The 14,715-nt window shown below is 44.1% G+C and carries 17 protein-coding genes; 8 read left to right on the plus strand and 9 right to left on the minus strand.

The genetic code is table 11. The annotated features are described in order from the left end of the window. Nucleotides 1-359 precede the first annotated feature (359 nt). Complete coding sequence (locus I8U17_RS15430; RefSeq protein WP_198059752.1) at nt 360-611, plus strand: helix-turn-helix transcriptional regulator; 252 nt, start codon at nt 360-362, stop codon at nt 609-611. 385 nt (nt 612-996) lie between these two features. Here I8U17_RS15430 and I8U17_RS15435 read toward each other — a convergent pair whose 3' ends face one another. The 8 genes from I8U17_RS15435 to I8U17_RS15470 all read right to left on the minus strand — a co-directional run bounded on the left by I8U17_RS15435 (nt 997) and on the right by I8U17_RS15470 (nt 5,950). Next, entirely contained in the window at nt 997-1,758 is a 762-nt protein-coding gene (locus I8U17_RS15435) for an ABC transporter permease (RefSeq protein WP_370589270.1), read from the minus strand. Between the two features lie 24 nt (nt 1,759-1,782). Then, nucleotides 1,783-2,532, minus strand: a complete 750-nt coding sequence (locus I8U17_RS15440; RefSeq protein WP_198059754.1) for an ABC transporter permease — start codon at nt 2,530-2,532, stop codon at nt 1,783-1,785. Beyond that, nucleotides 2,529-3,374: an ABC transporter ATP-binding protein gene (locus I8U17_RS15445; RefSeq protein ID WP_370589266.1), complete on the minus strand. Its 846-nt coding sequence runs from the start codon at nt 3,372-3,374 to the stop codon at nt 2,529-2,531. Before I8U17_RS15445 ends, I8U17_RS15440 begins: the two co-directional genes overlap by 4 nt. Continuing rightward, a complete protein-coding gene (locus tag I8U17_RS15450; RefSeq protein WP_198056254.1) occupies nt 3,353-3,637 on the minus strand; it encodes a hypothetical protein in 285 nt (94 codons plus the stop codon). The genes I8U17_RS15445 and I8U17_RS15450 overlap by 22 nt, the downstream gene beginning before the upstream one ends. Before the next feature lie 34 nt (nt 3,638-3,671). Then, entirely contained in the window at nt 3,672-3,896 is a 225-nt protein-coding gene (locus I8U17_RS15455; RefSeq protein WP_198056253.1) for a hypothetical protein, read from the minus strand. 238 nt (nt 3,897-4,134) lie between these two features. Continuing rightward, nucleotides 4,135-4,314, minus strand: a complete 180-nt coding sequence (locus I8U17_RS15460; RefSeq protein WP_370589267.1) for a hypothetical protein — start codon at nt 4,312-4,314, stop codon at nt 4,135-4,137. A 197-nt stretch (nt 4,315-4,511) separates the two neighbouring features. After that, on the minus strand, nt 4,512-4,928 hold the full coding sequence (locus tag I8U17_RS15465; RefSeq protein ID WP_198056250.1) for an SRPBCC family protein: 417 nt from the start codon (nt 4,926-4,928) through the stop codon (nt 4,512-4,514). A 5-nt stretch (nt 4,929-4,933) separates the two neighbouring features. Beyond that, nucleotides 4,934-5,950, minus strand: a complete 1,017-nt coding sequence (locus I8U17_RS15470; protein ID WP_198056249.1) for an aldo/keto reductase — start codon at nt 5,948-5,950, stop codon at nt 4,934-4,936. Nucleotides 5,951-7,174: 1,224 nt separating this feature from the next. Between I8U17_RS15470 and I8U17_RS15475 the strand changes: the two genes are divergently transcribed. Continuing rightward, entirely contained in the window at nt 7,175-7,681 is a 507-nt protein-coding gene (locus I8U17_RS15475) for a MerR family transcriptional regulator (RefSeq protein WP_198059755.1), read from the plus strand. 302 nt (nt 7,682-7,983) lie between these two features. On the opposite strand, the gene I8U17_RS15480 is transcribed toward I8U17_RS15475, so the two are convergent. Continuing rightward, the gene (locus tag I8U17_RS15480; protein ID WP_232331138.1) at nt 7,984-9,156 is read right to left on the minus strand and encodes an MFS transporter; all 1,173 of its coding nucleotides are present in this window, start codon (nt 9,154-9,156) and stop codon (nt 7,984-7,986) included. Nucleotides 9,157-9,311: 155 nt separating this feature from the next. Here I8U17_RS15480 and I8U17_RS15485 point away from each other — a divergent pair, with 155 nt between their 5' ends. The 6 genes from I8U17_RS15485 (at nt 9,312) to I8U17_RS15510 (ending at nt 14,494) form a co-directional block, all read left to right on the plus strand. Then, entirely contained in the window at nt 9,312-10,193 is an 882-nt protein-coding gene (locus tag I8U17_RS15485; protein WP_198059756.1) for a LysR family transcriptional regulator, read from the plus strand. A gap of 290 nt (nt 10,194-10,483) precedes the next feature. Beyond that, nucleotides 10,484-10,888 (plus strand): GntR family transcriptional regulator, encoded by a 405-nt coding sequence (locus tag I8U17_RS15490; protein WP_198056246.1) that lies wholly within the window; start codon nt 10,484-10,486, stop codon nt 10,886-10,888. Next, nucleotides 10,885-11,583 carry an ABC transporter ATP-binding protein gene (locus I8U17_RS15495; RefSeq protein WP_198059757.1) on the plus strand — a complete coding sequence of 233 codons (699 nt, stop codon included), beginning with the start codon at nt 10,885-10,887 and terminating at the stop codon, nt 11,581-11,583. Before I8U17_RS15490 ends, I8U17_RS15495 begins: the two co-directional genes overlap by 4 nt. An 18-nt stretch (nt 11,584-11,601) precedes the next feature. Beyond that, nucleotides 11,602-12,399, plus strand: coding sequence for an ABC transporter permease (locus I8U17_RS15500; protein WP_198059758.1), 798 nt, complete (start codon nt 11,602-11,604; stop codon nt 12,397-12,399). 24 nt (nt 12,400-12,423) lie between these two features. Further along, nucleotides 12,424-13,332, plus strand: a complete 909-nt coding sequence (locus I8U17_RS15505) for an ABC transporter ATP-binding protein (protein WP_198059759.1) — start codon at nt 12,424-12,426, stop codon at nt 13,330-13,332. Between the two features lie 13 nt (nt 13,333-13,345). Further along, on the plus strand, nt 13,346-14,494 hold the full coding sequence (locus I8U17_RS15510) for an ABC transporter permease (RefSeq protein ID WP_198056242.1): 1,149 nt from the start codon (nt 13,346-13,348) through the stop codon (nt 14,492-14,494). Nucleotides 14,495-14,715 lie beyond the last annotated feature (221 nt).

The following is a 14,715-nucleotide window of genomic DNA, read 5'->3' on the forward strand; positions in this document are numbered from 1 at the left end:
CTTAACGTGAAACAGGCAAGGGAGCTGGTGTTATTTTGATTTGGAACAAATTTCTATTTATAACTGTATATTTTACACGTATCTCGGACTTACCCCTATATTATATTTTGATTGCCATTATGACCGTTATTCAGCCTTGTGTTTATATTCTGAATTATCCATGACTGATGCTCAGGAGGAAGCATGAACACGTGATTCCTGAGTTACCTGTATAAATTTGAAATGACTTGAGAAACCATCCACGATGCGCGCTGGCGTTCCCGTGACCGCCACGTTGGGAGGAGAGCAGGACTTTTGTCTTTACATAATGTAAAAAACATATTACACTAACCATCAAGCAGATAGAGTGGTGATCAATCATGACGTTAAACAAAAAAGGGAAACTCCGGAACAGGATCATGGTGTTGCGAACAGAAAAGGGTTGGGCACAAAAAGAGTTAGCGGAAAAAGTAGGGGTTACCAGACAGACGATTATTTCGTTGGAAAGGAACAAATATTCGCCATCTTTGGTGTTGGCTTTTGAGTTGGCGCGCGTTTTCGGAAGAGATATCAATGATGTGTTTCAATATAGCATATTTGAAGAGGAATCGGATGATATTCGAATTATCTAAATATAATGAATGTGAATATTACTTTCACCTGGACGGGGGATTGATGTCTGTTCATCTTGGGTGACGCGGTGGGAGAAGTGATTTTACAGACTGTTGTTAATCAAGTAAACATGAAAGTAAGACGAGCAGAGGTTTATGGCTTTTCGGTACCGAATGGTGCAGGTAAAACAACCACTATTGGTATGTTATATAAGTGCCTAAAAGTCTAATAAAAAAAACAGGCCATCGTGACCCTTAATCAGAATAAAGTTAGCGATAATTTCCGATAAAAGAGTTGTTTCACATGGCTCTGTACAAGATTACCATAGATTTTGAGATTTGCCTCGTCTATGGATAAAAGATTCAAAAGGGAATGTAGTGGCTAAATGGTTCGAGTTTTGTGATCTTAATGATCCGATTTTTGTTTGATGAAATAGTAAAGACCGCCCATCAGTGATAGCAAAAGCCAACCGATATTCACAAGTAGAAACGGGTTTAACAATACATCGGCGATAGAAGGATTCTTCTCCATGATTTTGGTCATGCCCATCGCGGGTAAGGACCATGGATAAAAATATCCAATCCAATAAGCTTTTTTGGAGCCAACGATAAGGAAGACAGGGAGCGCCAACAAAACACTGAAGACGACAGATTTGGTGTAGTTGCCCCAATGGGCAGAAATAGCTAATTGTAAAGCAATCAATGGCAAAGCACCAAACCAACCCAAGATGATACTCTCTATCATAATGAGCCAAGGAAAAGCGCTGTCAAAATTGCTCACCCATCTGGCGATCGCAAATTCAAGGAAAGCGATCACTTGGGTAAGCCCTAACAAGATCGTTAGCCAGAGGAATTTAGACAAATAAAATTGCTTCCACGATATTGGATATGTTAAGATTTTGGACCAGTTATTCCCTTCGTGTTCTACTTTGCATACATTGGCAGCGAGTAAACCGGACAGGACAGGGAAAAAGATGGTCGGATAAAAGAAACTGGTCATCCCCCATGCCGTAAGCGAGTCATTGGTGCTTAGATAATGGTTGGTTTCGGTCATAATTTTCACATAGATCAATACACCATATGTGATTGGCAGCAAAGGCAGCAGCAAAATGAGCCACCATATATTGGTTTTTCTTGTTTTTAACCATTCAATTTTTAAAAGGGTCACCAAACAGAAGTCCTCCTTTAACCGTTAGTTGAATTCCTTTTGGTAAAAATGTACCACCCCGATGGCCAACGATATCGCTCCAAACAGAACCGAAAGCAGTAAACTGCTCCCATCCAATGCAGACGTTGTTTTTTCCATGAATAATGCCTGATAAGAAGTTGGTTCAGCGGGTAAAAAAGTGGACCAAAATCCCCACGGAGTCCACCATCCCCAGTTTTTAAAAACGGGCGCTAAAATGATAGCAGCGATGCCGATTGCAATAGGTGTCGTCTGGTTTCGACTGACCATCGATATCCACAATTGAAAAGATATATATGGTATTGCAAGCATGAAAGGAGAATAAACACGGAAAATAAGTTGATTTATGGTAAAAAGGTGTTCGATATCCCAAAATAGACAGATGAAGTAAACGCCCAGCACGAACAAGATCCCCATTACCAAAGTGAAGATCAGAGCCCAAAAAAATTTAGCCAGATACACTTTCCATTTCGCTAAAGGTATGACAAATATTTGTTTCCATGTGTTTGATAATTGTTCCATGCTTACCAAATAAGAAGTGAAGATCGGAACGGTGAAGGCGATTACCTGCCAGAGAAAACGGCTAACCAGTGTGAAAATCAATCCCCATCCTTGCTCTGGGGTATGATTTGTTTGCAAGTAAAATCGAAGCGCCAATCCTAAAAGGGTACAAAAGGCAAAGGGGACAATACCGATAAGCCATACCATCCAACTGCGTCGGAATTTAATGAATTCGACACCGATCATCGAACTCATGATGAAATCTCTCCATCTTGTACCATTTTCAAAAATATTTGCTCGAGAGAAGTATCTTCTTCCTGAATTTGATAAATCGTAAAGTGATTATCAATTAATAGTCTTTGCATCTGAGCAACAGTTTCTTGTGAAGGTGAGTCAACATAAATAAACAGGTGATCTCGAGAGATGGAGTAATGGTTTTGTCGAAGTAATGACTCGGCTTCTTCTGAACGGTCTGTCTTGATAATGAGGCGCTGTTTATTTTTATTTTTGAGTTCAGTATTCGACCCTTGAAACAGCTGATGACCATGGTGGATAATGCCCACGCTGGTCGCCATTTGTTCCACTTCACTCAATAAGTGGCTAGATACCAAAATGGTGACCTTAAATTTTTGGGGAAGCTCTTTGATTAAGTTCCGAATCTCATGGATTCCTTCTGGATCTAAGCCGTTGGTTGGAACATCTAATATCAAAAATTCGGGTTGATTTAAAAGAGCGGTAGCAATCCCCAAACGTTGCTTCATCCCCAGCGAATATTTGTTTACTTTTTTGTGTTTGTCCTTTTCTAAATGAACCATTTTTAGCACTTCGTTGATTCGAGACTGAGAAACATTGAGCATTCTGCGTGCAATATCGATGTTTTCGTATCCAGTAAGATGTCCGTAATAACTTGGTTTCTCCACTAAACATCCGATTCGCCTTAAAATTGAAATCCGGTCTTTGTGAAACTCTCTCCCGAATATTCTAACTGTTCCTTTCGTAGGACGAGTGAGTCCATGTGACTCCTCCTCAATGAAAATGAAGGATGGTAAAGCGGATGAGTCCTTCTTGGAACGACTCAATATTTTTTCCGCAACCAAAGGAGTGAAAGGTTGCCTATCAATAATGAACCCATGAGAGAGAGCGTAATGACATTTTTGTATATTGTAATTGAAAAATTCAAATAAGAATCCAAGACAATAATGGCTGTGAGGGCTGCCGCAAGGATGGTTAACGTTATTCTGTAAGATTCGTTGAAAATCAGCAGACCACGTTCATCTTTCCCCTCATTACGATATATGATCATTTTTAAAATAAACGCAATCACAAAGATGATAGGCACCACTTTGGTGAGTAAATCCATCTGTACCATCTCCTTTTATACATATTAACGAAAATTAAAATTTAACTGCAGCTTCGTGTTCAATCCCAATAGCAATATATTTTTTACATTTTAACAACCACTTTTGTATAGTGATAATTTTCTCATTTTTAGGAAAACCAGACTCTGCGCTGATTGGAACGCCGAGAAGTCCCTTTTGTCGGGTCGGCTCTTTTTTTTGCAAAAAACAGGGGTCTAAAAGCCTTTTGTGAGCAAAGGAAAAATCTTCCGACGGCAGCATGATGACCACTTTCAAACAAGAACGACTGAAACACCGGTAACCGAATCATCCCCCGTTTCGTCCATCCGGTCGCACACGTCTGCTTTCCTCGATTCCGATCAGCCAGCCAAACCCGCGCTCATGGCGTTGTTTTCTTTGTGTAATAGCATTGGTTTGATCATTGTAAGCCATCAATATCTAACAGCGCGTACCAAATCCCGTTTTTGAATAGATTCGGCAATTTCCGAGTAAGATGCGTTTATTCGTACGAAATTTCGTACAATGCGTTCCGCACTGACAATTGAAACGGAGTACCGTATAAATCAACTGGCATCGTAAAGGTCATGCGCTGACTCCGGAAATACTCTGCCAATTCGACCGCATAAGGTTGTAATTTTTCATCATCTTGCATCAAAACGCTGTTCGGAAAAGGGAGCATCGACCGATTTTGCTGGTTTCGTAAGGAAATCAGAGTGTTGTTGGTGCAGTAGCTCAGGATGAATATCAGCGTGTCATCCCTGAGTTTTCTGTATAAACACGAAATGACTTGAGTTGCTTCGCATGCAATCTCAAGTCATTTCGTATCAGCTATTTATGGGATCGGGACAATTAAACGACGACAAACTTTAATCCGATTCAATCCAGAAATGCTCCTCGCAATGCCTCCAGGCCATCCTTATAGATCCCATGGAATAGATTTATGGCCTCTTCGTCACTAACCCCTACAGGTGTGAAGCTGCCAGACCACTCTACCAGCGAGGTTTTGCTGTCAGGAAGCTCACGAACGCGGATCGTGGATTCATAATCAGTGACTGGAAATGGTGCTTCCATAATCGAGTAGGTGTAATAGCGCTCCTTGTCGTTAAACGCAACCAGACGCTCCACAATCACATCGCCATCGGGATTAACCAGCCGACGTACGCGTCCGCCTTGGCTTAGTTCGCTTTTCGGTATATAAGGTAGCCAGTCTGGCAATGAGTTAAAACCTCCGATCAATTGCCATACTTGGTCAGGCGAAGCTGGAATTTCAATCGTTGCAGTTGTGTGTGCCATATTGATTACTCCTTTTTGAAATCGATTGGCAGTGGTGCGTCATGCGCCACCAGTTTCTGTTCACGCATTTCATGCCAAAATGCGTCTGGAATAATTTCGTTCAATGCAGCTTTGTCTTCTGCGATCCGCTCAGGACGGCTAGCACCGGGGATGACGGCAGCAACTGCCGGATTGGCCAGCACAAATTGCAGGGCGGCAGCCTTGACGCTGATTTGGTGGCGCTGTGCAATGCTTTTGATTCGCTCAACTTTCGAAATGATTTCCGGCGATGCCTTCTGATACTCGAAGTGGGCACCTCCAGCCAGGACGCCTGAGCTGTATGGGCCACCGATAATAATGTCGACATTGTTTTTTGCGGCGGCGGGCATCAATCGTTGCAGTGCGCGCTCGTGATCCAACAATGTGTAACGGCCGGCCAGCAAGCATGCGTCCGGATTCGCTTCCTCCAGTTCCAGAGTAATTTCGATCGGCTCAACGCGGTTCACTCCGAGCCCCCAAGACTTAATTACTCCTTCTTCACGCAAACGTGTCAGCACACGGAATGCTCCTTTTCGGGCGGTTTCAAATTGTGAAAGCCACTCGTCGCCGTGGAAATCCTGCGCTACATCATGAACATAGACAATATCCAGACGATCGGTTTTCAAACGTTTCAGGCTCTGTTCGATCGAGCGCAGGGTGGCGTCTGCACTGTAGTCGTTGACGATCTTATTCTTGCGGCCGAATTCGAACAGCCCTCCTTTCTCGCCCAAGTCACGCGAGGATGGGTCTTCCAGTTCGTCCAGAATCAAGCGGCCCACTTTTGTACTCAACACATAGTCATCGCGACGCCGTTTCGACAGTGCTTCACCAAGACGGATCTCGGCCAGACCGGCGCCATAGAATGGAGCGGTGTCAAAGTAACGAATGCCATGCTCCCAGGCGGCATCTATAGTTGCCATTGCTTCTTCTTCCGGGATGTTACGGTACATATTGCCCAGTGGAGCAGTACCAAGCCCAAGTTTCCCCTTTAGCATGCTTCTCATATTTATAAATCCCTCCAAACAATCCCAGTTAGAGAATGTACTGGTTATTTGTTCTGTAATCATTATGAAATATATTAAATAACAATAAAAGTACGCACATTTAAGTAACAAAGGAACCAAAAAGTAATAAAGGAACCAAAAAGTAATAAAACATGAAAGAATCGTGATCTTTGTTCCTCATATACGACCTAAATGAAAACATCGCCAATCAAATTTTGGCTATTTGTAATCGAAAATTGAACTGTTTGGAGGAACCTATAAATAAAATGATGTCGCCAACCATTTTTTAGGAAGATGGCTGCAAAATCGTCAGATGCTCCTTCCACCTCTATAAGTGGGGAGGCCGCAACATATTAGAGACGAACAATAATCCTGGCAGAAAAGAAATCAGAGGCCTATTTTTTGGGCCTCATTTTTACGTTACACAATCAATTTATGGATCAGATATATAGACGGAGATATGCAAAAAAGAGTCCTTAAGTTCTTTATGTGAGTGGGAAAGGATTGTCCTTATTTTTGAAATCCCGGCCTTACATAGATTGGAGTCGGCTTTCCGCCTACCAGTACATCAGGCGGGAAACGGAATGGAATCGCAAATCATCAGCATAATTCTTACCGCTATTATACATTCTTGCTTTGAAAAAATGGTTAGAGAAGAATATGAAAAAGGATTCCAGGGCTGTTTTCACCTTCATTTTACAGGATAAGGGAAAAACGCTTAAACAGGCGACTAGGGGCCTCTATGGCCGATTCGCCTTACCAGGGAATTAGTCTCCCCTGGAAAAACAGGCGGCTTCTAGGTCGAAAATAGAAGGTCGTTTTTTCTTATCGTCGTTTTCGCTGAAAGGGGTAGAGGTAGCGAACGACGATTTTGCCGCCGTCTCTCCTGTTTCTTGGGATGGACGGAGAACACCGTCGGATGGCAAGTACACAAGATCTATTCGGCACGAGGGAAGACGCCCGAAGAAAAAGACTAGTGGATTGTTTCGTATTTGTCCTCCCACCGAGAGAAAAAACCTGTATTATCTCAAGCCCAAAGGAATGGCATATGTGCCAAAGCGCTGAATCAGCCGAAAAAGAAGAAGTGGGTACATTATGAAGGATTGCTGAACATTTATACACGGTTAATCGTTAAACAGGGGTATTGACGGTAACCCTATTTTCTTAAAGCATATTGCTTTTGTTTTTGGTTTGTATTAATTTTGTTTAATGGGGTGAGTAAAAGTGGATATCCATATCCGAATCGATGGTGAAATTGTTGATTTATTGGCTTTATCGGATGAAGAATATGCATTTTACCAAAAGTGTTTGCTGGCTTTCCGGCAGAACATTCCATATGATGAATATCTGAAAATCATCCAGGAGCAAGACAGTATTCTTTTAAAAAATACTCCAATAAAAAAAGCCTATCAAAAACCATTGGGGAAAGCTGTGCTCGATCTCGGGGATCGCTTGGCTATTCAGCAAGGATTAAAGCAACCACCCGCAGAATATGTTAATAACGATCCATGTCAAGAGGAAGAATATATTAGCGCCAGCGAGGCTGCCAGGATCAAAGGGATGAAACAACCTTCCATTGTTGCGGCATGCCAAAAAGGAAAAATCGCTGCGCATAAAGGATCGAATGGTCGTTGGCATATTAGCGTAAGATCACTTCAAAGGTATGAGGTGAACAAAACGCGACAAGCCAACCGTTTGGGAAAGACCATAAATAAATCATCCCATGAATAATTGGGGTGATTTATTTTGATCTTTCTGATCGGATTGTACTGGTGACTGCACGCCGTTGTATTTGGTGGTATAAGCGAGAAAATAAATCAACCGACTCCTTAACGCATCGGGAGTCGGTTGATTTTATGTTAAGAGTACAATCTTCTTTTTAAGCTCCCGTTTTCGTTGTTAGATACGGGGGGCTAAGAAAGTTCGAAAATAAGATCAACTAATCCATTATATAAACTTGTTTGCTTAACAAACCAAACCTGACCATCAAAACAAAGCCAGCCAAGTGATCACTTCCCGAAACATCACTCCATCTAATTTGAAAACTTCCCTTGGTGCCAAGAACTCCAAAGCCAACATGCGCTTACAGATAAAAGGATGGCCAGGATTATCCATGCAAACTGATAAGAACCCTGCCAATCAACCAGCAGTCCAAAAACAAGCGGAGCTGTGATGATCGCAATCTGATTCAGCGTCAGTGCATAACTCACTGTCAGACCAATCGCATATCGGCTGGATTTTTCCGCTATTTCCACGATAAATAAGCTGTACCAACCAATCCCGAAAAAGCCCAGCCAGGCGCAAAGGATGAATAATGCCCAGACAGGTGAATCATGAGGTAAAACAACCAAAGCCAACAATCCGATTACCGATGAACATATGGACAACATCAACGGGCGAATGCGATCTCCTGTCCAAAGCTTGTCACTTAGCCAGGCCAGCAGGATGCGGCCAACCATTCCTGACCATAAGCAAACGGACAGCATTTGCCCGGCAGACACGAGCGTGATTTGTTTCATTGTACTTTTTAGGAAAATCATCAAGTGGGCGACCAGGACGATTTGCAGGGAGACAAGGATAAAACCGGAAAATAGCAACGGATGCAACTGCTTTTGTCGGCATAACTTCTTTAATTCGCCCCAGAAACGGTAATTTTCGATGGATCTTTTGTTTGATGCAAATGGTTCACGGTAGAAAAAAAGGAAGGCCAGACCACCAGCAATTGCAAAAATCGCTTGCATCCCGACTGCAACCGGCCAATCATAGCGGCTGCTGAGCACAGGAATAACCCAACCGGCCAGGGCCCCGCCAATCGGGATGCCAGATTGGCGGATTCCCATGGCAAACCCTCTTTCAGTCGAATCAAACCATTTGATGACAACTTTGCTGCCGCCGGGCTGTGCTGTTCCGTAATGGATGCCGACCAAAAACAAAAGGCAGAGCAAAGTTCCGTAATTGTTCAGAAAGGAAGCAAATCCAACAGTGAGCCCGAGCAGCACCGATCCGATTCCGGTGATCCATCGTTCTCCATACTGGTCCAACGCGCGGCCGATCAACAGCATTGACAAGAGTGGTCCAATATTGACAACGGAAACAAGCAAACCTGCCTGTGATTGCGACAGCGAAAATTTGAGTTGCCAAATGGCGGCTAAAGGCCCGACACCATAAGTGACAAAGGTGGCGGATGCCTGGGCCCAGGTAGCCAAACCTAAAACGACCCAACGATAATTCTTTTGTTTAACAGTCTGATTGCAAATAAAGATCCCTCCTTTTTATTTGAAGTCTAAATTAATTCTGATATCATGTAAAATAATGAATTTAGATATCGTGAATCAATATTTTTGATAGCGTGGTGAAGGCGATGGATTTTCGTGACCTGCAATTTTTTCAGGCCGTGGCACGTCATAAGAGTGTAACGAAAGCAGCCGAAGAACTTAACTACGTGCAATCCAACGTTACCACCCGTATCACCCGGCTGGAGAGGGAGTTGAAGACGTCGTTGTTTTATCGTAACGGGAAAGGAATGACCTTAACCCCCGGCGGAAGAATTTTGATTCATTATGCAGACCGGATTTTGCAATTGATGAACGAGGCAAGAAATGCTTTTCTTGCACCACAAGGTCCGTTGAAACTGGGTTCCACCGAATCAACGGCAGCCGTTTATCTTCCATCATTGTTAAAGGCGTATCACCAAAGCTATCCGGATGTGGATCTATCGTTGACAACGGGTTCCTCGGAACAATTGATCGAACAGGTTCTTCATTATGAGTTGGATGGCGCTTTTGTTGTCGGTCCCGTAAATCATGCAGACTTAAGGTCTTCAGTCTTTGTGGAAGAGGAATTGGTATTGATCACGGCTCCTCATCATGAACAAATCCGGTCTGCCGGTGACCTTCAAGATCAGACCATTTTGGTATATAACGCAGGTTGCTGCTATCGGGCAAAACTGGAGGAATGGCTGAGAGCAGAGGGAATCCGTCCGGTCAAGCGGATGGAATTCAGTACATTGGACGGACTGTTGGGCTGTGTCAAAGCCGGCCTTGGCGTCGCTTTGGTTGCTCATTCATTCGCACGGGAAGATCGCAGCGGGCAAATCAAACTGCATTCCATGCCTGATGCTTACAAACATGCGACCACGTTTTTTATCCGGCGAAACGATATGCAACCAACACCTGCTTTAACACACTTTATGGAACTGATTGATGCTTTCGCGGATGAAAAAAGAAGAGTTACAGAAGATTAACAATGTATACGGCATGGAATACATTGTTTTTGGTTAGCGGACAATGGTATGACACCTGGGGGGCATGGGCACGGTCGCAGGGATTCCGCTTGGATTGATCGCTGCCAAACATTAATAGCAAATGGAAGAATGAAAAAGACTATCTCGAAAGAAGAGGTAGTCTTTTTCTTCGCTTTGTCCCCCTGTTTCAGGGATTCGCAAAAAAAGGGCAAAAATAATACTTGTGTTAAGTGTATTAAGTGATATAATACACTTAAGAAAGCTGATGCTTCTGAAACGGAGGGGGGCCTATGGAAGAAAGGCAGGTTGGCTCGTTCCGCTTTCAACTGGATTTAAGCCAACCGATCTATGAGCAAATCCTGCAGCAAATTCGAAGTCTCATCGCCAAGGGAAAGGTCAACCCCGGTGAGAAAATTCCTTCAGTTCGAGAAATGGCAAAGGCTCTGAGGGTAAATCCGAACACGGTTATGCGCGCTTATCAGGAACTGGAACGAGACGGACTGACAGAAAAGCATCGCGGACAAGGAACTTTTATTACCACCTCAAGCGAGCGGATCGCCCGGTTTCGGAGAGAGCTGATGGAACAATATATTGAAGAATTTTTTGCGCAAATGGAAAGCCTCGGGTTTACGTGGACTGAACTGGAGTCTGCCATTTATGAACGATACAAAAAGCAAAAAGGAGGAGACACATGACTGCAGTTGCGGTTCAATGCGAACGGTTGACGAAGAGATATGGAAAAGATACAGCTCTCAAGGAATGCTCCTTGTCGATTGCTTCCAATCAGGTAACCGGAATCCTGGGGCCGAACGGGTCGGGTAAGTCCACGCTGTTTCGGATCATTGCCGGACTGGTTTGTCCGGATGAAGGTCAAATAGAGGTTTTGGGTCAATCTCCCGGTTGGAAGATGAACCATCAACTCGCCTATCTGCCGGACAGGGCACGGTGGTATCCGGAACATACCGCCTCCGATGCCTTTGAATGGGGACGGCAAGTGCTCCCCGGATTTCGGATCGATCAGGCAAAGAAGTTGGCTGAATGGATGGAGATCGACCATGGAAAACGGGTGAAAGAAATGTCACGTGGTCAAGAAGCACGACTGATGCTCGTTCTTTGTCTCGCCCGCGAGGTTCCGTTGGTAGTCCTGGATGAACCATTTGCCGGAATTGACGTTATCTCCCGTGAGCAGATTGTCGAGGCTCTCATCGAGCATCTCAGCAACAGGGAGCAGACCATACTGATCAGCACCCATGAGTTGTATGAGGTGGAGGGACTGTTTGATTACGCGGTTTTTTTAAAAAACGGGCAAACGGTACTGGCCGATGAAGCGGATGAGCTGCGAAGAAAATATGGAACCATGCACGATATCTTCAGGAAACTGTACCGGTAACAAAAGGAGGGATACATGTTGCCAAAAGGGAGTTTATTTTGGTTTCTCGTCAGACATGAATATCGAATCGGATCGGCAATCAGACGTGGGAAGAATGAGGAGGACCAACGTCGCCGGCGAAATCAGTGGGTGATTTTCTTGCCGTTGATGATGCTGGTCTGGATTGTCCTTACGACATATTCCGCCATGCACGGAAAATTCAATATGGAAAATGCCTGGTTTTATACGATGGGCCTTCCATGGGCAATGTTTCCGGTCGGAGCAGGGGCGATTAAAAATGAGTGGCGCAACAAAACGGAAGGCTGGTGGCTCTCTCTGCCCTATTCCCGTTTTAAATTGATCGCTGCCAAATTCGTTGCGGCATGGCTTAAAGTGTTGATAATGTTGGCAGGAACCTATCTGCTTGCTTTTCTTTATGCCGTTTATATGGCATTCATCATCGGACACTTTCACTTTCATTTCAAATCAGTTGCTGTATTTATGATGATCGGGATGGCATGGTACAGTCTTTTGCTCAGCTTAAGTCCCTTGCTTGTCTCACTTGGCATTTTAAGGGGAGTCCTTCGGTATACCAATCTCCGGACACTCCATTTCACGATGACCGTCCTCACCGTTTTTGCCGCCATTTTATTCTATTATGCCATCGGAACGTTTTTTGGAAACAGCAACATCTATTTAATGTTTACCGGGCTTGGCACGTTTGATCTGTCTCCATATTTTTTTGCAGCAGCAGTGATTATCCTGATCGCGATCTTTTCTTCCTACTTTGTTCTTCGCTGCTCTGCCTCAATTTTGGAGAGAAAACTTGATATATAGAGAAGCTGAATGGAGAGGGATACGATGATTCAAATTGCGCATCTGAAGAAGGGATATGGGAATAAGCAAGCGTTGGACGGGATCAGCTTATCGATCCCGTCAGGAATTTGTTTTGGCTTAATCGGCCCCAATGGTGCGGGAAAATCAACTTTGATGAAGATTCTCTGTGGTGTTCTGGAAGAATATGAAGGCGAAGTCAGCATGAATGGCATTGACATTCGTGAACGAAAAGCAGAATTAAAAAGGAAAATCGGCTATGTTCCCCAGGATATCGTATTGCACGAGACATTGACCGCCCGGGACAATCTGATGTTTTTCGGATCAATGTACAGGATGAAGGGAAATGAACTGCGACAGCGGGTCGACGAAGTTCTCCGGCTCGTCGGATTGGCTGAGCGGGGAAATGATCCAGTAAAATCATTCTCCGGCGGGATGAAACGCCGGATTAATATCGGGTGCGCTTTAATGCACAATCCGGACTTCATCATCATGGATGAACCGACCGTCGGGGTTGACCCGCAATCGCGGAACTATATTTTTGAGATGATTTATGCGTTGAAAGAGGATAAAAAGACTATTCTTTATTCCAGCCATTACATGGAGGAAGTAGAAGCGATCTGTGAGGAAATCGCGTTGGTGGATAACGGGAAAGTGCTGGAGAGCGGCGACATTGCCGGTTTAATCGACAAATATTCCACTGCCGGCGTTTATCTTGAAGCAGACGGGGTGTCCGCGGAATCGCTGCAAAACTTCGGCGAAGTTCTGGCTAAAAAGGATGGCTGGCTCATTTGCTCCGAAGATCCATTGGGCGTGATGAATCAACTCGCTCTTTGGTTAAAACAGCAGGAGATATCAGTGGGCCGTCTTGAGCTTTCCAAAATGACATTGGAAGATATATTCCTGTCCTTGACGGGAAAAAGTTTGCGGGATTAGGAGTGACAAGAACATGGTCAAAGCCTTAATCAAAAAAGAAATCAAGCGTATGTTGAAGGACAGGGGTACCTTTGTGTGGATCTTCATTATACCGATTGTGTTTATCGTGATCTTTGCTACCATCTTTAATAATCAAAACTATACCTTTAAAGTTTATTATCAGGATCTGGATCACTCAACGATGTCCGGAGCTTTTGTCAAAGCGATGGAAAACGTGAAAGGGTTTAAGCTGTTCAAGGAAACCGACAAGCAAAAAGCGATCAAAGATATCCGAAACGGCGATATCTCCACTTTCATCGTTATTCCGAAAGGGTTTGAAGAAAAGATCAAAGCCGGAAAACAAACTCAGATTGATTTTTATTATGCCGGCAGCCAGGATGCCCAACAAGAGGTGGAGCCGGTAAAAACCGTGGTCAACTCGGTCGTCCAATCCTATAAAGATAACAAAATAAAATCGTATGTCATCCAAACCACAAATGGAAACAAAAATCTGGAACAGGCGATTCTTTCTCCGCCCGTCACCATCGATGCCAAGGAGCAACTGGTGAAAAAGGTGAATGCGGTCACCCAGTTTGTTCCTGGTTATACGGTGATGTTCGCGTTTTACACAATAATCAGCCTGGCGCGAACGCTGATGCGCGAACGCGAAGGCGGGATGCTTTCACGCCTGTTAAGCACGCCGATGAATCGCCTTCAGTATCTCATCGGGATCTGGATTCCCAATTTTCTGCTTGTTTGTGTGCAGATCCTGGTCCTGTTCACTTTTGGCCACTTGGTGTACGGATTGGAAATCGGAAATGCACCGGCGCTGATCGTACTCTCCTTGTCTCTGGCGTTAACCACAACGGCCATCGGATTATTGATCACCTTCCTGTTTAAAAATGAACAAATGGTGATGGCCTGTACGCAGATTCTCGCTTTGGCTGGAGCTGCATTGGGAGGGCTGTGGTTCCCGATCAATCTCTTGCCCGGTTTTCTTCAGAAAGCTGCAAAGGTGTTTCCGCAGTATTGGGCGCAAAAAGGATACCTGGATATTTTGCTTCATGGCGGTCAACTGGCGGAGATCGGCTGGTCCGTCGGCATCCTTCTCACCATTGCCGTCATAGGCTTGTGCGGAGCAATGCTGAGTTATAAAAATTTCCTTAAAGGTGCCACGCATTAAGGCGGAAACAAGTGATGGATTGAGGGGGTCAGATGATCCCCTCATTTTTTAGTAAAAACGACTGAAAGAGATCGAACAATGCCACCCAATACTGGAAGAAACAGTTTTAGCTCAGGCGGAAATTTCCGTTTGCGTAATATTTGTAAAACTAATTTAATTTGGATGTAAAAGAATTTTAATTTTCTTTTGTTTAAATTTAATTGAAACGTTATTTTTTCAAG

The sequence above is a fragment of the Thermoactinomyces sp. CICC 10521 genome (assembly GCF_016055135.1).
In the GTDB taxonomy this organism is placed as follows: Bacteria; Bacillota; Bacilli; order Thermoactinomycetales; family Thermoactinomycetaceae; genus Thermoactinomyces_A; species Thermoactinomyces_A daqus.

Coding starts and splice junctions, on each gene's coding strand:
- I8U17_RS15505 (WP_198059759.1), top strand. CDS start 12,424: ATGATTCAAATTGCGCATCTGAAGAAGGGATATGGGAATAAGCAAGCG.
- I8U17_RS15485 (WP_198059756.1), top strand. CDS start 9,312: ATGGATTTTCGTGACCTGCAATTTTTTCAGGCCGTGGCACGTCATAAG.
- I8U17_RS15440 (WP_198059754.1), bottom strand. CDS start 2,532: ATGAGTTCGATGATCGGTGTCGAATTCATTAAATTCCGACGCAGTTGG.
- I8U17_RS15470 (WP_198056249.1), bottom strand. CDS start 5,950: ATGAGAAGCATGCTAAAGGGGAAACTTGGGCTTGGTACTGCTCCACTG.
- I8U17_RS15465 (WP_198056250.1), bottom strand. CDS start 4,928: ATGGCACACACAACTGCAACGATTGAAATTCCAGCTTCGCCTGACCAA.
- I8U17_RS15510 (WP_198056242.1), top strand. CDS start 13,346: ATGGTCAAAGCCTTAATCAAAAAAGAAATCAAGCGTATGTTGAAGGAC.
- I8U17_RS15495 (WP_198059757.1), top strand. CDS start 10,885: ATGACTGCAGTTGCGGTTCAATGCGAACGGTTGACGAAGAGATATGGA.
- I8U17_RS15450 (WP_198056254.1), bottom strand. CDS start 3,637: ATGGATTTACTCACCAAAGTGGTGCCTATCATCTTTGTGATTGCGTTT.
- I8U17_RS15490 (WP_198056246.1), top strand. CDS start 10,484: ATGGAAGAAAGGCAGGTTGGCTCGTTCCGCTTTCAACTGGATTTAAGC.
- I8U17_RS15460 (WP_370589267.1), bottom strand. CDS start 4,314: ATGCTCCCTTTTCCGAACAGCGTTTTGATGCAAGATGATGAAAAATTA.
- I8U17_RS15430 (WP_198059752.1), top strand. CDS start 360: ATGACGTTAAACAAAAAAGGGAAACTCCGGAACAGGATCATGGTGTTG.
- I8U17_RS15455 (WP_198056253.1), bottom strand. CDS start 3,896: ATGCTGCCGTCGGAAGATTTTTCCTTTGCTCACAAAAGGCTTTTAGAC.